15 protein-coding genes are annotated in these 22,450 nt (G+C 59.0%); 13 read left to right on the top strand and 2 right to left on the bottom strand.

Annotated elements, in window-relative coordinates; genetic code table 11:
• Positions 1-20: 20 nt before the first annotated feature.
• The gene (locus AC1DIG_RS01295; RefSeq protein ID WP_477765793.1) at positions 21-1,421 is read left to right on the top strand and encodes an aminotransferase-like domain-containing protein; all 1,401 of its coding nucleotides are present in this window, start codon (positions 21-23) and stop codon (positions 1,419-1,421) included.
• Positions 1,422-1,546: 125 nt separating this feature from the next.
• Entirely contained in the window at positions 1,547-3,193 is a 1,647-nt protein-coding gene (gene pgm / locus AC1DIG_RS01290; RefSeq protein ID WP_477765792.1) for a phosphoglucomutase (alpha-D-glucose-1,6-bisphosphate-dependent), read from the top strand.
• Positions 3,194-3,461: 268 nt separating this feature from the next.
• Here the strand turns inward: pgm and AC1DIG_RS01285 are convergent, their stop codons facing one another.
• The gene (locus tag AC1DIG_RS01285; protein ID WP_477765791.1) at positions 3,462-4,157 is read right to left on the bottom strand and encodes a pirin family protein; all 696 of its coding nucleotides are present in this window, start codon (positions 4,155-4,157) and stop codon (positions 3,462-3,464) included.
• A 276-nt stretch (positions 4,158-4,433) separates the two neighbouring features.
• On the opposite strand from AC1DIG_RS01285, the gene AC1DIG_RS01280 reads away from it, so the two are divergent.
• The gene (locus AC1DIG_RS01280; RefSeq protein ID WP_477765790.1) at positions 4,434-6,908 is read left to right on the top strand and encodes a UvrD-helicase domain-containing protein; all 2,475 of its coding nucleotides are present in this window, start codon (positions 4,434-4,436) and stop codon (positions 6,906-6,908) included.
• A gap of 82 nt (positions 6,909-6,990) precedes the next feature.
• On the opposite strand, the gene AC1DIG_RS01275 is transcribed toward AC1DIG_RS01280, so the two are convergent.
• Positions 6,991-7,266, bottom strand: coding sequence for a DUF1652 domain-containing protein (locus tag AC1DIG_RS01275; protein WP_477765789.1), 276 nt, complete (start codon positions 7,264-7,266; stop codon positions 6,991-6,993).
• Between the two features lie 450 nt (positions 7,267-7,716).
• Between AC1DIG_RS01275 and AC1DIG_RS01270 the strand changes: the two genes are divergently transcribed.
• The 10 genes from AC1DIG_RS01270 to eprS all read left to right on the top strand — a co-directional run bounded on the left by AC1DIG_RS01270 (position 7,717) and on the right by eprS (position 22,086).
• Positions 7,717-8,532 carry an AraC family transcriptional regulator gene (locus AC1DIG_RS01270; RefSeq protein WP_477765788.1) on the top strand — a complete coding sequence of 272 codons (816 nt, stop codon included), beginning with the start codon at positions 7,717-7,719 and terminating at the stop codon, positions 8,530-8,532.
• Between the two features lie 50 nt (positions 8,533-8,582).
• Entirely contained in the window at positions 8,583-9,989 is a 1,407-nt protein-coding gene (locus AC1DIG_RS01265) for an NAD(P)/FAD-dependent oxidoreductase (protein ID WP_477765787.1), read from the top strand.
• A gap of 108 nt (positions 9,990-10,097) precedes the next feature.
• The gene (locus AC1DIG_RS01260) at positions 10,098-11,180 is read left to right on the top strand and encodes a polyamine ABC transporter substrate-binding protein (RefSeq protein ID WP_477766065.1); all 1,083 of its coding nucleotides are present in this window, start codon (positions 10,098-10,100) and stop codon (positions 11,178-11,180) included.
• 90 nt (positions 11,181-11,270) lie between these two features.
• Positions 11,271-11,729, top strand: a complete 459-nt coding sequence (locus AC1DIG_RS01255) for an REP-associated tyrosine transposase (protein ID WP_477765786.1) — start codon at positions 11,271-11,273, stop codon at positions 11,727-11,729.
• Positions 11,730-12,442: 713 nt separating this feature from the next.
• Complete coding sequence (locus AC1DIG_RS01250) at positions 12,443-13,867, top strand: serralysin family metalloprotease (protein WP_477765785.1); 1,425 nt, start codon at positions 12,443-12,445, stop codon at positions 13,865-13,867.
• 103 nt (positions 13,868-13,970) lie between these two features.
• Entirely contained in the window at positions 13,971-14,357 is a 387-nt protein-coding gene (locus tag AC1DIG_RS01245) for an AprI/Inh family metalloprotease inhibitor (protein WP_477765784.1), read from the top strand.
• Between the two features lie 216 nt (positions 14,358-14,573).
• Entirely contained in the window at positions 14,574-16,352 is a 1,779-nt protein-coding gene (locus tag AC1DIG_RS01240; RefSeq protein WP_477765783.1) for a type I secretion system permease/ATPase, read from the top strand.
• Entirely contained in the window at positions 16,349-17,683 is a 1,335-nt protein-coding gene (locus AC1DIG_RS01235; RefSeq protein ID WP_477765782.1) for an HlyD family type I secretion periplasmic adaptor subunit, read from the top strand. The genes AC1DIG_RS01240 and AC1DIG_RS01235 overlap by 4 nt, the downstream gene beginning before the upstream one ends.
• Before the next feature lie 2 nt (positions 17,684-17,685).
• The gene (locus AC1DIG_RS01230; RefSeq protein ID WP_477765781.1) at positions 17,686-19,050 is read left to right on the top strand and encodes a TolC family outer membrane protein; all 1,365 of its coding nucleotides are present in this window, start codon (positions 17,686-17,688) and stop codon (positions 19,048-19,050) included.
• Between the two features lie 69 nt (positions 19,051-19,119).
• Positions 19,120-22,086: an autotransporter serine peptidase EprS gene (eprS, locus tag AC1DIG_RS01225; protein WP_477765780.1), complete on the top strand. Its 2,967-nt coding sequence runs from the start codon at positions 19,120-19,122 to the stop codon at positions 22,084-22,086.
• Positions 22,087-22,450 lie beyond the last annotated feature (364 nt).

Raw genomic sequence — 22,450 nt, 5'->3', positions numbered from 1 at the left:
ACAGCGATTGGCCAGTGTTCATGAAGGGGCAAAGGGAAACCGATTTTGCTTACCAGGCCGTGTACCGATACCTGACCAGCCTGATCAATGAAATGGCGACTGAAGCACCGATCAAACTGCCTTCGCTAAGGCAGCTGGCAGACCGGTTGAACGTGTCGATTTCAACGATTCAGTACGCCTATTCGCTGCTGGAGAAAGAAGGGCGGGTGTATTCGGTAGCAAAGTCCGGTTACTACGCGTTGCCGGTTTCCTTGAACATGTCGTTCAGCAGCGGCAACGATCTGCTTGAAACGGTCTATGTCAGCGCGAGGCGTCCGGGGATGCTGGTCCTGAGTATCGATGAGCCGGCGCTTCTGCAGTCGCTGGACAGTCCACTGTTACTGCTGGAGCGGGAATTGGTGCGCCAGTATCCGCGCCAACCGCAGCTGCACTCGCAGCCGTGTGGCGAGCTGGAGTTACGCACCGCGCTGGCGGCACGCTACACCACTTCACCGGCACGCTGCTGGCACGCTGATGATGTTTACATTGGTGCCGACTGGCGGGGTGTGCTGGAAATACTGATCGCAGTGCTCGAGCTCAAGGATGCGACCGTGCTGGTGGAGTCGCCCTGCGACTGGGCCATTTTGCGTTTGTTCCAGACCGCTGGCGTGCAGGTAATCGAATTGCCGATAGACAGCAACGGCTGCCTTGACCTTGAGTTGCTCGAGCATTTGCTCCAGACCGAGGCGGTTCGCCTGGTGGTGCTGTCGTCGGGCGTGAGCATGCCGCGCGGCAGCCTGATGCCGTCGGACAACCGACAGTCCACCGCTGAGCTGTTGGAGCAACACGGCAGTTGGGTACTGGAAAACGACATGTACGGCGAGCTCGCTCATGAGCCGAATGAAAGTCGTTTTCGCGATGTACTCGATCCTGATCGCCTGATCGTGTTTTCCACCTTCGAAAAACTCATGGGACCCGAGGCGCCTTACGGTTATCTGCTTTCACGGCATTTGAGCGCGCAATTGCAGCGACATTTTTTGCTGCGCTCGTTTCGCCTGTCGCCAATTCGTCAGAAAGCCATCGCACGTTTGTACAGCAGCGGCCGAATCGACCAGCACTTGCTGGTGCTGCGGCGGCTGTTGAAAGAGCGGAAAAGCCGCATGATCCGGATGCTGCAGGACCGTCTGAGCGACTCGCTGGAGTTTGTCGAGCCGGCGGGCGGGGCGACGATCTGGGCGCGCTCGTTACGACCGGTCGATGTGCGGCGGGTCTTCCAGCGCATGCTCAAACAACAGGTGGTGATTGCGCCCGGTGAACTGTTCAGCCTGCATGGGCTGCATTCGCAGCACGTCAGGCTCAGCCACACATTCAGCGGGCAGCATGATCTGGAGGCTGCATTGACGATGCTGGCAGATGCGTTGAGGCTTGAACTCCTCGATTGACCGGGCGTCAATATACCCAGCTGACGTCTGGATAGATTTTGTCTGGATAGATATCGTCGCTCTCTGGTCAAACTGCCAGTAAACTGCCTCCCCATTCCTGAACCACTCTTTTTCAGAGGTTTTGCATGACACTCAGTCCTTTTGCGGGCAAACCGGCACCCGTAGAGTTGTTGGTCGACATCCCGCGACTGGTAACGGCCTATTACACCGGCCAGCCCGATGCCTCTGTTTCGACCCAGCGCGTTGCGTTTGGTACTTCAGGCCATCGTGGCAGCTCGTTCGAGCTGAGTTTCAACGAATGGCACGTTCTGGCCATCAGCCAGGCCATCTGCCTGTATCGCGAAGCCCAGGGCATCGACGGCCCGTTGTTTGTTGGCATCGACACCCACGCGCTATCGACGCCGGCTGGCGCCAGTGCGCTGGAAGTCCTCGCCGCCAATGGCGTGACCGTGATGATTGCCGAAGGCGACGAGTACACGCCGACGCCGGCTATTTCCCACGCAATTCTTTGCTACAACCGCGGCCGCACATCGGGGCTGGCGGACGGCATCGTTATCACGCCGTCGCATAACCCACCGCAAAGCGGCGGTTACAAGTACAACCCCACCAACGGTGGCCCGGCTGACACCCACATCACCAAGTGGATCGAGGCCAAGGCCAACGAGTTGCTCGCCAACAAGCTTGCCGGTGTCAAACGCATCAGTTACGAGCAGGCACTCAAGGCCAGCACCACCCATCGTCACGACTACCTCAATACCTACGTCGCCGATCTGGTCAACGTGATCGACTTCGACGCCATCCGTGGCGCCAACCTGCGCCTGGGCGTGGATCCGCTGGGCGGAGCAGGGGTGCGCTACTGGTCGGCCATTGCCGAGCATTACCGCCTGAACCTTGAGGTGGTGAACACCCAGGTCGACTCAACGTTCCGTTTCATGTCCGTCGACTGGGACGGTCAGATTCGCATGGACCCATCGTCGAGCTATGCCATGCAAGGCCTGATCGGTCTGAAAGAGCGTTTCGACGTGGCGTTCGCCTGCGACCCGGACCACGACCGTCATGGCATCGTCACTCCGTCCGGTGGCTTGCTGGCACCGAACAACTACCTGGCCGTGTCCATCGACTATCTGTTCCAGAACCGTCCGCAATGGCGCGCCGATGCGGCGGTGGGTAAAACCGTGGTCAGCAGTGGCTTGATCGACCGCGTTGCCAAGCGCCTGAATCGTCGTCTGTTTGAGGTGCCAGTCGGTTTCAAATGGTTTGCCGATGGCCTGTTCAATGGTTCGCTGGGTTTTGGCGGCGAAGAAAGTGCCGGTGCCTCGTTCCTGCGTAAGGATGGCGGAGTCTGGAGCACTGACAAGGACGGCCTGATTCCAGCCTTGCTGGCGGCTGAAATGACTGCTCGCACAGGGCGTGATCCAAGCCAGGCTTATCGCGCACTGACCGATGAACTGGGTGAGCCGTTCTCGGTACGCGTCGACGCCAAGGCCAACCCTGAGCAAAAAGCCTTGCTTGGCAAGCTGTCACCGGACCAGGTCAAGTCGACACAACTGGCTGGCGAAGCGATCCAGAGCATTCTCAGCAAGGCGCCGGGTAACGACCAGGCAATCGGCGGCCTGAAAGTCATGACCGAAAATGGCTGGTTTGCGGCACGTCCTTCGGGCACCGAGGATATCTACAAGATCTACGCCGAAAGCTTCATTGGCGACGATCACCTCAAGCAGTTGGTCAGCGAAGCCCAGACACTGGTGGATAGCGCGATCAGCACGAAATAATCGAGGACTCTGTGGCGAGATACCAGTCAGTTAAGGTGCGCAACCTGTGGGAGCGAGCTTGCTCGCGATGACGGTTTTACATTCGGCATCAATGTTTACTGTTACACCGCAATCGCGAGCAAGCTCGCTCCCACATTTGATCTTTGCTGTTTCRAACCTGGTGTTGGCTTAACTGACTGGCATTAGGGAAAGCCCCCTCGCCACAATGACAACACGTAAAAAAGGGTGACCAAAACGGTCACCCTTTGTTCACCCAGCGTTTAGTACCTCAAGCCAGATCCACCAACACGATTTCACTGTCCTCGATGGCGGTCACTCGCAGCACCTGTTCCTGCGCAACTGCTACACCGTCTCGAGCTTGTGCACGCAAGCCATTGACTTCAATGACTCCGGTGGCAGGCACCAGGTACGCCCGGCGGCCGTTGTCCAGTTGATACTCGGCGGTTTCGCCAGCCTTCAGGTTTGCCGCCACCAACCTTGCATCGGCGCGGATCCGCAGGCTTTGGTCGTCGCCGGCCTTGCCGCTGGCCAGGGTCACGAAACCTTCGCGGTGACCTTTGGGAAACGGTTTGGCGCCCCAGGACGGTGCCAGCCCGGTTTCATTCGGGATGATCCAGATCTGGAAAATCTTCGTCGCCGTCGACTCCAGGTTGTACTCGCTGTGAGCAATCCCGGTGCCGGCGCTCATGACCTGTACATCACCTGCCTCGGTGCGGCCCTTGTTACCCAGATTGTCTTCATGGGTGATCGCACCTTCGCGAACGTAGGTGATGATTTCCATGTCCCGATGCGGGTGTTTCGGGAATCCGGTACCCGGTTCAATCACATCGTCGTTCCACACCCGCAGGTTGCCCCAGTTCATGCGCTTGGGGTCATGGTACTCGGCGAACGAAAAGTGGTGATGGGCATCCAGCCAGCCATGATGGGCGCCGCCCAGGGATTTGAAGGGTCTGAGTTCAAGCATGATCGTCTCCTGTAAAGGTTCGTCATGGGGCGGAACACTTGAGCCGCAAAACGAGAACCGGTGGTTGATGGCAAGCATCATCTATCAGTCAACAATCGATAAAAAGCGTAAAAACTGCCTTAATCTGATCGGTTTATTAGATATAAATCGAAGGCTAAACTCTACGTCTCAGCATTCACTTCATCGCTTAAACCAATGATGGATAAGCATTTGACTAGAACTCGCCGGCAAATGAAGACACCATAGCCTGCAACAGCCTCACACCCTGGAGTCAGCGTGCCGCGTCACAATCCCGATCTTCCTTCCGAGCTTTTGCCCCTGGCCGAGATGCCGTTGCTCAAACGCCTGGCCGCACGTTTTTTTGGCCACGGCCTCAATCGCCTGCGCGCGCAGCATCGGGCGTCATGGCTGCATGGCCAGGCCGACGGCTTTCGCAGCGGTCATAGCGCCGGTGTCGACTACGGCTACAAGGAAGGCAAGCTGGATGGAATAGAGGAAGGCCGTCAAGTACTGCTGATTCGCGACAGCCGATCCACCGAGCATCCGGCGCCGCGCATTGATGAAAACCTGTTCGACGACTGGCGGCTGCCGCTGAGTGCAGAAATCAAGAAACGCATGAAGGCCGATGTCGCCCGTTTGTTGCCGGAGTCGGCGCAGCCGAGCGCCGCACAGTGGAAGATGATCTTCAGCGACACCCCGTCGACTTCGGTGATTGCCGGAGCGGGCGCCGGGAAGTCGACGACCTTGGCGCTGCGCATTTTGCTGCTGACTCATTACCTGGGGTTTGAACTCGATTCGTTGACCGTGGTGACGTTCACCCGCGAATCACGCAAGGACTTCATCAACAAGCTGATCGGGCTGTTTTCCGTGTGGGGCCGAGCGCTCTCCCAGAAAGACGCCCGCGACCTGGTGCGAACCTTCCACTCACGCATTCTGCCGATGGTCCGCAGCCTGCCGGGATTCGAGCGGCTGCAAGCCTTCGAAAACCTCAACGGCCGTTCGCTGTTCGATGACGCAGAGGTCGACAGCAACCCGTTCGATCTGCGGATCAACGACACCCAGCGTCAACAGCTCAATGCCTGTTTTCACCGGCTGTTTACTCAAAACGAGCGCTTTCGCGAACTGATCACACCGCTGTCCCGTCATGCCTTGCAGCTCAAGGAGCTGGAGCGCGATCACCCGGATGTGCAAAAACGCATGGCGGTGACCGAGCTGGCGGCCAAGCGCGATGAAGAACTCTGCGATGTCGTCGAAGATCTCTGGATCCGCGCAGGCGCCTGGCCGATCAAAGGCATTGAGCCGAGCCGCCAGACATTCGAGATCAACGGTTCGACCTTCCACTGTCACGGTTACATCCCGACGCTCGACGCCTGGGTGGTTCTAGGCTTCGACCCTCGTGAAAACCCGCAAGTCAGCCGTCCCAGTGCCAAACTGACGGTTCGCGCCGAATGGGCAGTCAAACGCACCCTGTTTCAAGCTTTCTGTCGTAAGCCTTTGATTTGGCTAGATAGCTATGAATCTTCAAAGCGCGTTTTGGCCACGTTGGCAGGGGATGCCAGCGCTGGACCGGGGTTCGATTACAAGGTCAAGGGCGAACTGGGCTCCGCGCCGCTGCTCGATTGTTTTGTCGCGGCGGCCAGCTTTATCGAAAACCTTGGGCTGGATGTTCCGGCTGCCGTGGGCCAGATGAGTTTCGCCAAGGACGATCCGGACCGTTTGTTCTTTGAAGCGCTCAGCCTGTACTGGCGAGCCCTGGAAGATCATTTGCTGGATCAGTCGCCGCCGGTGATGACCTATAACCGGATGTTCGCCTTGTTCAGCGAACATTCGCCAGAAAACTTCAAACTGCTGAGCGACGAGTTGCTGCGACCGATGTCGCACTTGATGATCGACGAATTTCAGGACGTTTCCCCGCAAATTGTCTCCTGGATTCGTGCAACCCTGACGGAAATTCGCAGCCGTGGTCCGGCCATGCACATCGGGCGCGGGTCGCAACGCTCGTCGCTGCTGTGCGTCGGCGACGACTGGCAGTCGATCTATGGGTGGCGCGGCAGTTCGCCGAAGTACTTTATGGAGTTCAACAAGGAATTTCCGTCGCCCGCTACCACGCGGGTAATGCTCAGCGAAAACTACCGCAGCCATCAGCACATCATCGACGCAGCCGAGCATATCGTGCGCGCCGCACCGGCAATTCCCGGCAAAAAAGCCAAGGCCAGTGGCAAGCCTGGGGAACTGCTGCCGGTCAACGTCCATGATCGGGATGATTCGGCCATGGCCAAGCGTCTGACGGAACACTATCGAAACGGTGATTCAATCTTGATGCTTTATCGAAAAAGTAGCGATAAGCCATTGATTGAAGAGCATATTTCACCTGTAGTTAATGCCGATTCTAGCTTGCCGTTCGAGGCTCGACGGCTCAAGCAACTGACCTATCACAGTGCCAAGGGGCTTCAGGCAGACGCGGTATTCCTGCTCGGCGATTGCCAGCACCTGACCAGTTCGCCGTACAAGAATCAGGTCTATCGCATGGCTGGCTTGGGCAAGGACGGCGACGCGGAGCCTTATGACAGTGCGCAGAAAGACGAGATTCTGCGGTTGGCTTACGTTGGCATCACCCGGGCAGTGAAGCACTGCTATTGGTATGTCGATGGCCAGGACAGTCAATCGGTCAATATGCCCAAGGCATCCGACAGGATCGCGCAGGGCAAGCCTTTCTTCGCCGATCAGCGAGTTGGCAAACTGTCGGTCTGAACAGGGCGGCGCAGAAATCTGGAATACCTTCGAACATAAAAAAGCCCACGCTGCGTGGGCTTTGATATCAAAGGGTTGTGGTTCAAGAAGCACTTTTCAGGGCAAGAGGAGGCGCAAAGGTTTCAAGCTCATCCTCCACGGCTTCGATTATTCGCTCGACATCGGCGGCGTTCATCACGGTAGCGCAGGGAATTCCGGCAATGGCGATCATGGTCTCGCCACTGGCACGATCAAACAACCGGGCAATCATGCTGTCCGGGGCATCCATGCTCGCCTCGAATCCCATGGGATGAAAATACCAGCGCATCAGCTGGCAGGCGTTTGGAAACGTGACCTTGCTCAACGACACTCTATTCATGTGTTGCCCGCCTTGTTCATCGAGCGCGTCCTTTAGCCCGTGTTTAGGAGGGATGAGCCCTCATTGGCCCAACCGTTTGAATTTTAAAAATAGCACTCGTTGGTGAAAGAGCCGTGAAATTTTCAGGCCGTTTGGCGATTGAAGCGTTTCCATTGATCTGGATCATGTTCTGTTGATCATCGGGCAAAGCGCTTAATGCCTGTCAGTTAAGGAAGTACCTTCCTTGAAACGAAGCAAGTCTGGTGTGGGAGCGAGCTTGCTCGCGATAGCGCTGGGACAGTCAACATTGATGTCGAATGTAAAACCGCCATCGCGAGCAAGCTCGCTCCCACATTTGATCTTTGTTGTTTCGAACCTTGTGTTCGCTTAATCGATTGGTGGTGGTTGAGTTGAGCATTGAAGCCTTGGCCGAAGTTCGGCAAGCTCGGTTTTTCTGCCGTTGAGTGCCCTATGCCTGCCTATGATGATGGTCCGCTGCAAACTCAGGCCACTGGCGAAACCGTGCTGCGTTATCACTTGTGCTGGAAGCACCGGGACCTGGACGGCGTCATGGCGTTGTATCACCCGGACATCCAGTACAACGACTTTTTCCAGAACCGCACGCTCGGCTTGAGTGAGCTGCGCGAGTACGTGCGCAGCAGCATGCCGCGTGATCCGGATGAGGCGCTGGAGCATTCGGACCGGATTCGCCTGGACGGCAACGCTGCGTTCATTCAGTACCGGGTGACGTTACGCGGCGGCGAAGGCTTGGTGTCGTTTCGCTCCAGCGAGGCGATCACCGTTCGCGACGGGTTGATCTGGCGCGTCAATGAATACGCCTCCCTGGTGCACGAACAGGCACCCAGCAAATCGGCCGGCAGCTCGCGCCCGGCGGTCAGTCGATTGGGGCTTTCGCCGCGGCAGCTGAGCTTCATGGCTGAGGACCTGCAACAGTACTTCGAGCGTCAGCAACCTTATCTCGACCCGGAACTCGATCTGCAACGGGTGGCGAAGGAGTGTGGCTACAGCCGCAATCAGATTTCCTATCTGCTGAACCAGGTGCTCGGCCAGAGCTTTTACCGTTACGTGAACCAGGCACGCCTGCGGCACTTGCTGGCGACGCTGGACACGGCAACGCCGCCGCTACGGATCGACGAGCTGGCGTTCGCCGCCGGTTTCAATTCGCTTTCGGCGTTCTACAGCTGCTTTCGCCAGCACACCGGCCTGTCACCCAAGACCTACGCCAAACAAGTTTCCTTGCGTGCACGCGCGCAAGACAGCCACTGAACCAACGCACTAGGATCGACGCCATCGAAGTTTGAGTGGCGGAGTCTTGCATGCCGGCGTGGCGCACTATCAGTTTGTGGATGGACCAGCTTGAGGAGCCGTTGCTGGCGCGACCGTCGCTTGAGCAGGATCTGGATGTCGATGTCGCAATCATCGGTGCCGGCTACACCGGCCTCTGGACCGCTTACTACCTCAAGCGTCTGGCACCCGACCTGAAGATCGCCATCATTGAAGCCAGGACCGCCGGTTTCGGTGCATCGGGGCGCAATGGCGGTTGGTTGATGGGCAATCTGCTGGGCGAGGACCGTTTACTCGCAGGCTTACCGGCTGAGCAGCGCCGCGCTTCTTTTGATTTGCTGCACCGCATTCCCGATGAAGTGGAAGTCGTCCTTGAGCGTGAAGGCATCGATTGCGATTTTCGCAAGGGAGGGGTGCTTTACTGCGCGGCCCGTTATCCCGAACAGGAAAGCAGCCTGCGCCGCTATCTGGACTCGCTCTACCGTCAGGGCCTGAACGAAGCCGATTACCGCTGGCTCAGCCCCGAGCAACTCGTTCAACAGATCCGTGTCGCCAAACCCTATGGCGGAGTTTATGCGCCACATTGCGCAACGATCCAGCCGGCGAAGCTGGTGCGTGGTCTGGCGCAGACGGTGGAGCGCATGGGCGTCAACATCTACGAAAACAGCCCGGTCACACAGTGGCAGTCCGGCCATTTGCGCACCGCCAAAGCGTCGGTTCGCAGTCGCTGGGTCGTGCCGGCCGTGGAAGGCTACGCCGTGACGCTGGCGCCGTTGGGGCGTTATCAATTACCGGTGCAGAGCTTGCTGGTGGCGACCGAACCTTTGTCTGCCGCGACCTGGGACCAGATTGGCCTGAACCGTGGTCAGGCGTTCAGCGAAAGTAGCCGTCAGGTGACTTACGGCCAGCGTACCGCCGACAACCGGCTGGTGTTCGGTGCCCGTGGCGGCTATCGGTTTGCCGGCAAGCTACGCCACGACTTTGACCTGACCCGCAATGAAGTCGAGTTGCGCCGCTACCTGTTTGGCGAGCTTTTCCCGCAGTTGAAGCATGTCGAAATCACCCATTCCTGGGGCGGCAACCTCGGCATGTCCCGACGCTTCAAGCCGCACATGCTCTGTGATCAGCGCAGCGGCATCGCCTTGTCTGGCGGTTATGGCGGCGAGGGAGTCGGCGCAAGCCATCTCGGCGGCAGGACCCTGGCAGACCTGATCCTTGGACGCGACACCGAGCGGGTCCGTCAGCCTTGGGTCATCACGCAGGGCGGTCTCGACGCGCTCAAAGCCTGGGAACCGGAGCCGCTGCGCTGGCTGGGCTACAACGCGATCATTCGTAGTTTCATCCATGAAGACCAGACCCTGGCCGACCCGACCAGTGCGCCATGGCGCCGCAGACTGGCCTCTCGGGTCGGGGGTTTCATGGAAGGTTTCATGCAGTAAACGCCGTACCTGCGTCTTGATTTTCTGATCCTCTGATCACCCGAAAACCTGCCAATAAAAACGCCATACAGGAATCGAATCATGATCCGTACCCCCAAAGCTTCATCAATGAAGGCTCCGTTGTTGCTGGCGCCGCTGATGCTCGTTGCGTCACTCAGTCAGGCCGCCGAAACCGTCAAGATCTACAACTGGTCGGACTACATCGCCCCGGACACGATGAAAAACTTCCAGGCACAAACCGGCATCGGTTTCAGCTATGACGTCTACGACAGCAATGAAACCCTCGACGGCAAGTTGATGACGGGCAAATCGGGGTACGACGTGGTGTTTCCGTCCAACCATTTCATGGCACGGCAGATCGAGGGCGGGGCGCTGAAGAAGCTCGACAAGGGCCAACTGCCAAACTGGAAAAACCTCAACCCGGTATTGCTCAAGGCCCTGCAAAACAACGATCCGGGTAACGAGCACGGTTTCCCGTACCTGTGGGGCAGCACTGGTATTGGCTACAACATCGCCAAGGTCAAAGCGGTGCTTGGTGACAACGCACCGGTGGATTCCTGGGACCTGATCTTCAAACCCGAGAACATGCGCAAGCTGCAGAAGTGCGGGGTGGCGATCCTCGATAACGGTCCGGAATTGCTGCCGGCCGCATTGAACTACCTGGGCCTGCCGCACCACAGCAAGAACCCGGCGGACTACAAAAAAGCTGAAGAGCTGCTGATGAAGGTCCGGCCTTACGTCAGCTATTTCCATTCATCCAAATACACCAGCGACCTGGCCAACGGTGATATCTGCGTGGCGGTGGGCTTCTCCGGCGACATCCTGCAAGCCGAAAGCCGCGCCAAGGAAGCCAAAAATGGCGTGGACATCGGTTACTCGATTCCCAAGGAAGGCGCAGCCATCTGGTTCGACATGGTCGCGATGCCGGCCGACGCCCCGGATGAAAAGACCGGTTACGCCTTCATGAACTACCTGCTGCGCCCGGACGTCATGGCCGGTATCAGCAATTACGTGCACTACGCCAATGGCAACGAACAGGCCGACAGCCTGATCGACCCCGCCATCAAGAGCGACACCAAGGTGTATCCGAGCCCGGAAATGATGGGCAAGCTGTTTGCCCTTGAAGCCATGCCACTGAACATCGACCGGGTCCGCACACGGTTGTGGAACAAGATTCGGACCGGGAGTTGAGGGGTTACATCTGGTTGAGCATAGCACCAGCCTGAATGTCGTTATCGTTGTAAGTTCCGAGCCTCCTATGAATGGATGAAGGGGCAAGGAATGCCTGTTTCAACGAAGGCTGGACGATTGCGCAAGGGACGGGTGTCGGAGGCTGGGCGGATTTACTTGCTGACTGCTGTCGTCCATCAGCGCCATCCGGTTTTTGCGGATTGGCGCTTGGGGCGGTTGGTAGTGGAGCAACTTAAGCTTGCTCAGGAAGATGACTGGGCAGATTTCTTGACCTGGGTCGTGATGCCAGATCATTTTCATTGTCTGCTTGAACTGCGAGAAAAGACGTTGGCGCAAGTGATGCGTCGTATCAAGTCGCGCAGTAGTTTGGCTGTGAATCAGGCATTGGGGCGTAAAGGGCGTTTGTGGCAGAAGGGGTATCACGATCGCGCTGTTCGCAGGGATGAAGACGTGAAAACCCTTGCACGATACGTCATTCAAAATCCGATTCGTGCCGGATTGGTTCAGCGGGTTCATGATTATCCGTTATGGGATGCGTGCTGGCTCTAATGCCGAGGCGCCTGGATTTACGACTGCTTCGCAGCCGAACGCGGCCTGCGGCCGCTGCTACAGGGTTGTGTACACCGCAGCTTTTGTAGCAGCTGGCGCAGCCGGCGTTCGAGTGCGAAGCGCTCGCCAATGCGAACGCCCCGGTGAATCTGACGCACCGCGGCGYCTGGWTTTACGACTGCTGCGCAGCCGAACGCGGCCTGCGGCCGCTGCTACAGGGTTGTGTGCGTGCCGGGGCTTTTGTAGCAGCTGGCGCAGCCGGCGTTCGAGTGCGAAGCGCTCGCCAATGCGRACGACYCRGTGARYCTGACGCACCGCAGGGTATGGTTTTACCACTGCTTCGTAAACCCGGTAGTTAATGCACTTGAATCCGAACATTTACTGCGCGCATTGAGTGGAAGTGGGTGAAAAGAACCACATAAAACTGCGACGTAGTAATCAAATACAACTGTACTGTTATTTAATATTTAAATAGAAGATTGTCCGACAATCCTATTGGGGGATTGAACTACAAAGATTATTTCGACTCGCCGGTCATTGTTTCCGGGAGTTTTGTGGAACAGTTCAATTTGACGTCAAAAAAGTAGTAGACGTTTGATTTCGAAATGTGTCAGCTTTCTTACGCCTTCATTGGGCGAGTGATAGGACGATCTCGCCAGAGATTGTCGCTGTCTGACAAAAACTGTTCCATTGCTAAACAAGGAAGTGTGTTTATGTCGAAAGTAAAAGTGAACGCTATTGACTCACTGGCCGCCACAAGTAACGCCTGGTCGCAGATCGATAGTTTCAGCCATCAGTATGACCGTGGCGGCAATCTTACGGTCAATGGCAAACCCTCCTACTCGGTAGATCAAGCCGCGACGCAACTGCTGCGTGATGGTGCCTCCTGGCACGATCTCAACGGCAGCGGCAAGATCGAACTCACCTACACGTTTCTGACCGCACCGACGTCGAACTTCAGCGGTCTGGGCGTTACCGGCTTTAGCCAGTTCAGCTCCTTGCAGAAGGCTCAGGCCGTACTCGCCATGCAATCCTGGGGCGACGTTGCCAATGTCACGTTCACTGAAGCCGCCAAGGGCGGTGACGGTCACATGACCTTTGGCAACTACAGTGGCGGCCAGGAAGGTGCAGCAGCATTCGCCTTCCTGCCGGGTACCGAGCCTGGCTATGACGGCCAATCGTGGTACCTGACCGGCAGTGGCTACAACGTCAACAAAACCCCGGGCGTGAACAACTACGGTCGTCAGACCCTGACTCACGAAATCGGGCACACCCTCGGTCTGTCTCACCCCGGCGACTACAACGCCGGCGAAGGCAACCCGACCTACAACGACGCGTCCTATGGCCAGGACACGCGCGGCTACAGCCTCATGAGTTACTGGAGTGAAAGCAACACCAACCAGAACTTCAGCAAGGGCGGTGTCGAGGCTTATTCGTCCGGTCCGTTGATGGACGATATTGCTGCGGTGCAGAAGCTCTACGGCGCCAACATGAGCACCCGTACCGGTGACACCACCTACGGCTTCAACTCCAACGCCGGCCGCGATTTCTACAGCGCGACCTCGTCGTCGGACAAAGTCGTGTTCTCGGTGTGGGACGCGGGCGGCAAGGACACCCTGGACTTCTCCGGCTTCACCCAAAACCAGAAGATCAACCTCAATGAGGCCTCGTTCTCCGATGTTGGTGGCATGGTAGGTAACGTTTCCACTGCCAAGGGTGTGACCATCGAGAACGCCATCGGTGGCTCGGGCAACGACTTGCTGATCGGTAACAGCGTGGCCAACGAGCTCAAGGGCGGTGCCGGTAACGACATCATCTACGGCGCCGGTGGCGCGGACAAACTCTGGGGTGGCAGCGGTTCCGACACCTTCGTGTTTGCAGCAAGCTCGGACTCCAAGCCGGGTGCGGCCGATCAGATCCTCGATTTCACCAGCGGTCTGGACAAAATCGACCTGAGTGCCATCACCAACGGCGCAGGCCTGCACTTCGTGAACTCGTTCACTGGTGCAGCGGGCGACGCGGTATTGAGCTCGATCTCCGGTGGCAGCAGCCTTGCCATCGACTTCTCCGGGCATGGCGTGGCTGACTTCCTGGTCACCACCATTGGCCAGGCAGCTACCACGGACATCGTGGCCTGAGTCGATGACTATGGGGGCAGCGCATCTGCGCTGCCCTTTGTCCTTGCCAGCACCGCTGCGGTAGGCGAGGCTGCACTGGCTACAACCTGGAACGAAGCACCTTATGACCCATAACGCCTTTACCTACAGGGCAATGGCGTGGCTGATTGCCACGCTGATGATGTTTTCTGGAGATGTAGCCATGGCAAGCAGCCTGAGATTAGCGGACCCGTCGGAACTGGCCGGGGAGTGGCAGGTTTACCTGAAGTCTGCCCCACAGAACATCTGTGCACTGAAACTTGTGCAAAATCAAACATTGGCTGGCGATATTCAATGCCTCGCCGGTTGGCTGAGTGAAACACCCGTTGGTTGGTTCCCTGAACCTGACGGTATATCGCTGACCGGTAAAGAAGGTTCAAGAATTATTCATCTTGGCCGACAGCAGGAAGGGCGCTACCAAAGTACCAAACACTCTGATCCGCAGATTGTTCTGCAACGCGCTCCAGACTAAGAACATCAGGGTAAGTCGAGTCTTTTCCAGTAGTGGAAATAACGACTCCCTCACAGTTTTTTGCTGACAGCTAAATAACCTGAACTCTATATCGTCATGACATAGAGTTCGTTTGCCTGTCAGTTGCATTATTAAAAGCATGCCCCCGCCAGCGTGGGGGCAGTTTATTGGAACCGTGTCGAACTACCGCGCGGGCTATCAGCTCAGGGAAGATCAATGAGAATGGCGAAGACCACTCCCACTGCACCGCTATTGAAGGCGCTGGGCGACTATAAAAGTATTCTGATCAGCGTCGGTTGTTTCACCGCATTGATTAACGTACTGATGTTAGTGCCGTCGATTTACATGCTCCAGGTCTATGACCGGGTACTTTCCTCGCAGAATGAAACCACGCTAACCATGCTGTCGCTGATGGTGGTGGGCTTTTTCGCGTTTATCGGTTTGCTGGAGACCGTGCGCAGCTTCATCGTGATTCGCATCGGCAGCCAACTGGAGCGACGTTTCAATCTGCGGGTCTATCAGGCCGCCTTCGAGCGCAACCTGTTCAAGGGCGAGGGCAACGCCGGTCAGTCGCTAGGCGACCTGACCCACATTCGCCAGTTCGTCACGGGACCTGCGCTGTTCGCATTCTTCGATGCGCCGTGGTTTCCGGTCTACCTGTTCGTGATTTATCTGTTCAACGCCTGGCTTGGGGTATTCGCTACCGTCGGCGCGGTGCTGTTGATCGGTCTGGCGTTCCTCAACGAGGCGATGACCAAAAAGCCCCTGGGTGAGGCCGGCGGCTACTCGCAACGGTCCACGCAACTGGCCACCAGTCACCTGCACAACGCCGAGACCATCCAGGCGATGGGCATGCTCGGGGCGTTGCGCAAACGCTGGTTCCAGGTGCATTCACGTTTTCTCGGCTTGCAGAACCAGGCCAGCGATACCGGTGCGGTCATCAGTTCCTTGAGCAAGACTCTGCGTCTGTGCCTGCAATCACTGGTGCTGGGGCTGGGCGCCTTGCTGGTGATCAAGGGCGAGATGACCGCCGGGATGATGATCGCAGGTTCCATCCTGATGGGCCGGGTATTGAGCCCTATCGATCAGTTGATTGCTGTCTGGAAGCAATGGAGCGGGGCGAAGCTGGCGTACCGACGGCTGGACGCTCTGCTGCAGGAATTCCCACCGAGCAACGACGCCATGGAGTTGCCCGCGCCCAAGGGCCAGGTGACCTTCGAACAGGTCAGCGCCGGCCCACCGGGCAAGCGGGCGGCAACCTTGCACATGGTGAATTTCAACCTTGGGGCCGGCGAGGTGCTGGGTGTGCTCGGTGCGTCGGGCTCCGGCAAGTCGACTCTGGCCCGGGTGCTGGTGGGCGTCTGGCCAACACTGGCCGGCACCGTGCGGCTGGACGGTGCGGACATCCATCGCTGGAACCGCGACGACCTCGGCCCCTACATCGGTTATCTGCCCCAGGACATCGAACTGTTCAGCGGCAGCGTTGCCGAGAACATTGCGCGCTTTCGCCAAGCCGACCCGCAGAAGGTGGTCGAGGCCGCGCAGCAGGCCGGTGTGCACGAGATGATCCTGCGCCTGCCGCAGGGCTACGACACCGTGCTGGGCGAGGATGGCAGCGGTTTGTCCGGTGGCCAGAAACAGCGCGTGGCCCTGGCTCGAGCGCTGTATGGCAAGCCAAGCCTGGTGGTGCTCGATGAGCCGAATTCGAACCTCGACACCATTGGCGAGGCAGCATTGGCCAGTGCCATCGCGCAGATGAAAGCCCAAGGCACCAGCGTGATTCTGGTGACCCACCGTTCCTCGGCGCTGGCCCAGGCCGACAAGTTGCTGGTGCTCAACGAAGGTCGCCTGCAAGCCTTCGGGCCGAGTCAGGAAGTGCTCAAGGCGCTGTCTGGCGCACCACAGGAACAGCCACGGGAAAAACCCGCGACCGCACCGGCCGGGCTCAGCATGAGCCGCCAGTATCAGGCCCCGACCAAGAGCAGTGGTGTATGAGCAAGGACAGCGGCATGACAATCGAACAAGGTTACGCACCGGAGCGCCCTGAGCGCGGCGCCGGTTATTTTGCCCGCCTGGGCTGGATGCTCGCTGTGGTCGGCGCCGGCAGCTTTTTTCTCTGGGCCAGCCTGGCGCCTCTCGACCAGGGGATTCCGGTGCAGGGTACGGTGGTGGTGTCCGGCAAACGCAAGGCCGTGCAATCGATGAGCGGCGGGGTGCTCAGCCGGATTCTGGTGCGTGAAGGCGAGGCGGTGAAGCAAGGTCAGCCATTGTTTCGCCTCGACCAGACGCAGGTCGAAGCCGATGTGCAATCCCTGCAAGCCCAGTACCGCATGGCCTGGGCCAGCCTGGCCCGTTGGCAGAGCGAGCGTGACAACCTCAAGCAGGTGAGTTTCCCCGCCGAGCTGAGCAATGACCCCGACCCGCGTCTGGCGTTGGTGCTGGAAGGTCAGCGACAACTGTTCAGCAGCCGCCGCGAAGCGTTTGATCGTGAGCAGGCCGGGATGCGCGCCAATATCGAAGGTGCCAACGCACAACTGGCCGGGATGCGCCGGGCGCGCACCGACCTGACCGCGCAGGCTGAATCCCTGCGCCAGCAACTGACCAACCTGCAACCCTTGGCGGACAACGGTTACATCCCGCGCAACCGGCTGATGGAGTTCCAGCGTCAGCTCTCGCAGGTCCAGCAGCAGTTGGCGCAGAACAGCGGCGAAAGCGGGCGTGTGGAGCAGGGCATTCTTGAAACGCGCTTGAAGCTGCAACAGCACAGCGAGGAATACCAGAAAGAGGTACGCAGCCAGTTGGCGGACGCGCAGCTCAAGAGCCTGACCCTGGAGCAGCAACTGACCTCGGCCGGTTTTAATCTGCAACAGAGTGAAATCGTCGCGCCAGCCGATGGCATCGCCGTCAACCTCGGCGTGCACACCGAAGGCGCGGTGATTCGCCCGGGTGAAACCTTGTTGGAAATCGTGCCCCAAGGCACACGCCTTGAGGTCGAGGGTCATTTGCCGGTGAACCTGATCGACAAGGTCGGTAGCCACTTGCCGGTGGACATCCTGTTTACCGCCTTCAACCAGAGCAAGACGCCGCGTGTGCCGGGCGAAGTCAGCCTGATTTCCGCCGACCAGATGGTCGACGAGAAAACCGGCGTGCCGTACTACGTGCTGCGCAGCAGCGTCAGCGATGTGGCCATGGAGAAACTCAACGGTCTGGTGATCAAGCCGGGCATGCCGGCCGAGATGTTCGTGCGCACCGGAGAACGCTCACTCCTCAACTATCTGTTCAAACCTCTGCTCGACCGGGCAGGCTCCGCATTGACCGAGGAATAAGGATGTCCCGTCGTATGAGCAAGCATTCCATTCTCGGGACCGCTATTGCATTGCTGGTCTGCACCAACGTTTACGCCATGGGGCCATTTGAAGTTTACGAACAGGCGCTGCGCAATGATCCGATATTCCTCGGCGCCATCAAGGAGCGTGACGCCGGCCTTGAAAATCGCACGATTGGTCGCGCCGGCCTGCTGCCAAAACTGTCGTACAACTACAACAAGGGCCGCAATAATTCCAAGGCCACTTCCCTGGACGAGCGCCGCCGCAACCAGACCGAAAACCGCAACTACGACAGCTACGGCTCGACCTTCACCCTGCAACAGCCGCTGTTCGACTACGAGGCGTACGCGGCGTATCGCAAGGGCGTGGCGCAATCGCTGTTCGCCGATGAAAACTTTCGCGGCAAGAGCCAGGAGCTGCTGGTCCGGGTGCTGACCTTTTACACCCAGGCGCTGTTTGCCCAGGATCAGATTGACATCGCGCAAGCGAAGAAAAAAGCCTTCGAACAACAGTTCCAGCAGAACGAACAGATGTTCCGTCAGGGCGAGGGCACCCGTACCGATATTCTCGAAGCGGAATCGCGTTACGAACTGGCGACCGCCGAAGAGATCGAGGCCCGCGACGAGCAAGACGCTTCCTTGCGTGAGCTGGGCGCGCTGATCGGCACGCGGGATATTGATATCAAGGACCTCGAGCCGTTGAGCGAGTCTTTTGAGTCGTTCACCTTGCAACCGGCCAATTTCGACACCTGGCATGAGCTCGCACTGAGCAACAACCCGAACCTGGCTTCCCAGCGTCAGGCGGTGGAAGTGGCGCGATTCGAAGTGGAGCGCAATCGCGCCGGTCACCTGCCCAGGGTCAGCGCCTACGCGACAGCACGCAAGAACGAGTCGGAAAGCGGCAACACCTACAACCAGCGTTACGACACCAACACCATCGGTATCGAGATCAGCGTGCCGTTGTATGCCGGCGGCGGGGTGTCGGCATCGACGCGTCAGGCCAGTCGCTCGATGGAGCAGGCCGAATACGACCTGGACTCGAAAACCCGCGAAACCCTGATCGAGCTGCGTCGCCAGTTCAGTGCCTGCCTGTCAGGGGTCAGCAAGCTGCGCGCCTATCAAAAGGCCCTGACGTCGGCCGAAGCGCTGGTGGTCTCGACCAGGCAAAGCATCCTCGGTGGCGAGCGGGTCAACCTTGATGCGCTGAACGCCGAACAGCAGCTCTACACCACACGCCGTGATCTGGCCCAGGCCCGTTATGACTACCTAATGGCCTGGACCAAGTTGCATTACTACGCCGGCAACTTGCGCGAGGAGGACCTGGCCAAGGTCGATGAAGCCTTCGGGCCGCGCAAGACGACCCGATAAACGCGACACCGATACACCGCCCCCGATAGGGGGACTACAAATCCAAAAACGCCAGGAAAGCGAGTATTTATGAACACGGACGTACGTCGTAATCGTGCCCAGCCGATCACCACCGGCTCATTGCTGTTGCTCGTCGCCGCGCTGCCTGCTGCAGTTCATGCGGCTTATCTTGATCCGGGGCAAGTGGGCGATCCCGCCAGTTGGCGCACCACTGAGTATCAGCGCGACTGGGGGCTGGATCGCCTGAAGGCGAATGAAGCCTATGCCGCAGGATTCACCGGCAAAGGGGTGAAGATCGGCGCGCTGGACTCGGGTTTTGATCCGAATCATCCCGAAGCTGCACGTTTTCACGCAGTCACCGCCAGCGGTACATACGTCAATGGCACGCCGTTCAGTGTCAGCGGCAATCACAACGCCAACAACGACTCCCACGGCACTCACGTCACCGGCACCATGGGCGCCGCGCGTGACGGTGTCGGCATGCACGGCGTGGCGTTCAACGCAGATGTGTACGTCGCCAATACCAATCAGAACGACAGCTTCCTCTTTGGCCCCGGTCCCGATCTGAAGTATTTCAAGGCGGCCTATGATGCCTTGGCCGATGCCGGCGTGCGGGTGATCAACAACAGTTGGGGCAGCCAGCCCAAGGATGTCGACTACAAGACGATCGAGAGCCTGCACGCCGCCTATGCCCAACACTGGAACCAGAACACCTGGATCGATGCGGCGGCCGATGTCTCGCGTCGCGGGGTGATCAACGTGTTCAGCGCCGGCAACAGCGGGTACGCCAACGCCAGCGTGCGTGCGGGCTTGCCGTATTTCGAGCCAGACCTGGAAGGCCACTGGCTGGCGGTGTCGGGGCTGGATAAAAACAACCAGCAAAAATACAACCAGTGCGGTATCGCCAAGTACTGGTGCATCAGCACGCCGGGCGCGCAGATCTACAGCACCATCGTTGGTGGCGGTTATGCCAGCTACAACGGCACGTCGATGGCGGCGCCCCATGCCACCGGTGCCTTGGCGCTGGTGATGGAACGCTACCCGTACATGAACAACCAGCAAGCCTTGCAGGTATTGCTGACGACTGCGACCCAGCTTGACGGTTCGATCACCGACGCGCCGACCGCTCGGGTCGGTTGGGGCGTGCCCGACCTTGCGCGGGCGATGAGAGGGCCGGGGCAATTGCTCGGTCCATTCGACGCCAATCTTGCCGCCGGTCAACGGGATGTGTGGAGTAACGACATCTCGGACAAGGCGCTGATCCAGCGTCAGAACGAAGATGCCATCGAGCACAGCGCGTGGCAACAGACCTTGAAAGACAGAGGCTGGGAAAACGGTGTCGCGGCCAACGCCACTCAGCAGGACAAGACCGATTACGCGGTGGGCACTGCGCGGGATGCGGCCGCAGCGACACGGCTCTATGAAGGCAGCCTGATCAAATCCGGCGCGGGTCAGTTGATACTGGCCGGGAACAACAGCTATCGCGGTGCGACCACGGTCAATGGCGGTCTGTTGACGGTCAATGGGGCGCTGAGCTCGGCGGTGACGGTCAATGACAGCGGCACCCTGGGCGGCTCCGGGCGAGTCGGTGGATTGATCGCCAACAGCGGCGCAACTGTCGCGCCGGGCAATTCGATCGGCACCTTGCAGGTCAACGGTAATGTGACGCTGGCACCCGGTTCGACCTATGCGGTGGAGCTGTCGCCGACCAGCAGCGACCGGATTGTCGCCAGCGGCACGGCGACCGTCACCGGCGCCACTGTCAGCCTTGCGCTGGAAAACAGTCCGACATTGTTGAGTGCCAGACAGGTCGAAAGCCTGCTGGGTCACCAGTACAACATCCTGCAAGCGGCGGGCGGCATACAGGGACAATTCGGTGCGGTAGTGCCGAACTATCTGTTCATCGGCGGCAGTCTCGACTATTCGGCGACGGGTGTGCAGCTGGCGATTCAACGCAACGGCACTTCGTTCGCCAGTGTCGGGCAAACCCCGAACCAACGTTCCGTGGCTGCTGTCGTCGAACAATTGGGCACGGGCAATCCGGTTTACGAAAGCCTCTTGCTGTCGCCGTCGGCAGCGTCTGCGCAACAGGCGTTCCAGCAGTTGTCCGGGGAAATCTATCCGGCGCTCGACACCTTGCTGATCAACGACAGCCGTTACCTGCGTGATGCGGTGACCGAGCGTTTGCAGGCCGATCCGGCAACTGGCGGCAGCGGTTGGGTCAAGGCGCTGGGCGCCTGGGGCAAGACCGATGCACGCAACGACACGGCGGGCTCGACCAACTCGATTGGCGGCTTGCTGGCCGGGGTCGACGGTTTGCTCGATGAAGACACGCGTCTGGGTTTCGTCACGGGCTACAGCGACAGCTCGCTGAACCTGGACAGCGGCACCCACTCGCGGGCACAAGTCGACAGCTATCACCTGGGTGCTTACGCCGGACGCGAACTGGGCGCGTTGCGTCTGAGTCTGGGCGGGTCTTACAGCTGGCACCGGGCAGACATCAAGCGTGACCTGCACTACGGCGAGGTCAGCGCCAAGCAGAAAGCCAAGGTCGACGCCAACACCACGCAAGTATTCACCGAAGCCGCCTACCGAATAGACCGGCTGCCAGTAGCGCTGGAGCCGTTCGCCAACCTCGCCTATGTGCACCTGGACACTGACGGCTTCACCGAAAAAGGCGATGCCGCAGCGCTGAAAAGTGGCCGCGACACGCGTGATGCGGTGCTCGGCACGTTGGGCCTGCGCGCGCTGAAAACCATCAGCATTTCCAGTCAGCAACAGCTTGACCTGGCCGGCACCCTTGGTTGGCAGCACAACCTGAGCGCTACCCGATCGGAAGATCATCTGGCGTTTGCCAGTGGCGGCCCGACGTTCGCCGTCGAAAGCGCACCACTGGCCCGCAACGCGGCGCTGATCGGGGTTCAGGCCGGGCTGGCATTGGCCAAGGACGTTCGTTTGAACCTCGATTACAACGGCCGCCTGGCCAGCGGTGAAAACAGCCACGGAGTAGGGCTGAGCCTGAATTGGCAGTTCTAAAGAACACCACCGCTTTTGTAGCAGCTGGCGCAGCCGGCGTTTGAGTGCGCAGCGCTCGCCGATGCGGACGACTCGGTGAGCCTGACGCACCGCAGGGCATGGTTTTACGACTGCTTCGCAGCCGAACGCGGCCTGCGGCCGCTGCTACAGGGTTGTGTACACCGCAGCTTTTGTAGCAGCTGGCGAAGCCGGCGTTCGAGTGCGAAGCGCTCGCCGATGCGGACGACTCGGTGAGCCTGACGTACCGCAGGGCATGGTTTTACGACTGCTGCGCAGCCGAACGCGGCCTGCGGCCGCTGCTACAGGGGGGGGGCACCGCAGCTTTTGTAGCAGCTGGCGAAGCCGGCGTTCGAGTGCGCAGCGC

It is taken from the genome of Pseudomonas sp. 05N431, from assembly GCF_056397005.1.
This window is presented reverse-complemented; position numbering and strand designations above follow the sequence as displayed.

Excerpts from the sequence above, each read along its gene's own strand:
- pgm (WP_477765792.1), top strand. The coding sequence starts at position 1,547 with ATGACACTCAGTCCTTTTGCGGGCAAACCGGCACCCGTAGAGTTGTTG.
- AC1DIG_RS01260 (WP_477766065.1), top strand. The coding sequence starts at position 10,098 with ATGAAGGCTCCGTTGTTGCTGGCGCCGCTGATGCTCGTTGCGTCACTC.
- AC1DIG_RS01250 (WP_477765785.1), top strand. The coding sequence starts at position 12,443 with ATGTCGAAAGTAAAAGTGAACGCTATTGACTCACTGGCCGCCACAAGT.
- AC1DIG_RS01295 (WP_477765793.1), top strand. The coding sequence starts at position 21 with ATGAAGGGGCAAAGGGAAACCGATTTTGCTTACCAGGCCGTGTACCGA.
- AC1DIG_RS01245 (WP_477765784.1), top strand. The coding sequence starts at position 13,971 with ATGACCCATAACGCCTTTACCTACAGGGCAATGGCGTGGCTGATTGCC.
- AC1DIG_RS01230 (WP_477765781.1), top strand. The coding sequence starts at position 17,686 with ATGTCCCGTCGTATGAGCAAGCATTCCATTCTCGGGACCGCTATTGCA.
- AC1DIG_RS01235 (WP_477765782.1), top strand. The coding sequence starts at position 16,349 with ATGAGCAAGGACAGCGGCATGACAATCGAACAAGGTTACGCACCGGAG.
- AC1DIG_RS01275 (WP_477765789.1), bottom strand. The coding sequence starts at position 7,266 with ATGAATAGAGTGTCGTTGAGCAAGGTCACGTTTCCAAACGCCTGCCAG.
- eprS (WP_477765780.1), top strand. The coding sequence starts at position 19,120 with ATGAACACGGACGTACGTCGTAATCGTGCCCAGCCGATCACCACCGGC.
- AC1DIG_RS01255 (WP_477765786.1), top strand. The coding sequence starts at position 11,271 with ATGCCTGTTTCAACGAAGGCTGGACGATTGCGCAAGGGACGGGTGTCG.
- AC1DIG_RS01285 (WP_477765791.1), bottom strand. The coding sequence starts at position 4,157 with ATGCTTGAACTCAGACCCTTCAAATCCCTGGGCGGCGCCCATCATGGC.
- AC1DIG_RS01270 (WP_477765788.1), top strand. The coding sequence starts at position 7,717 with ATGCCTGCCTATGATGATGGTCCGCTGCAAACTCAGGCCACTGGCGAA.
- AC1DIG_RS01265 (WP_477765787.1), top strand. The coding sequence starts at position 8,583 with ATGCCGGCGTGGCGCACTATCAGTTTGTGGATGGACCAGCTTGAGGAG.
- AC1DIG_RS01240 (WP_477765783.1), top strand. The coding sequence starts at position 14,574 with ATGAGAATGGCGAAGACCACTCCCACTGCACCGCTATTGAAGGCGCTG.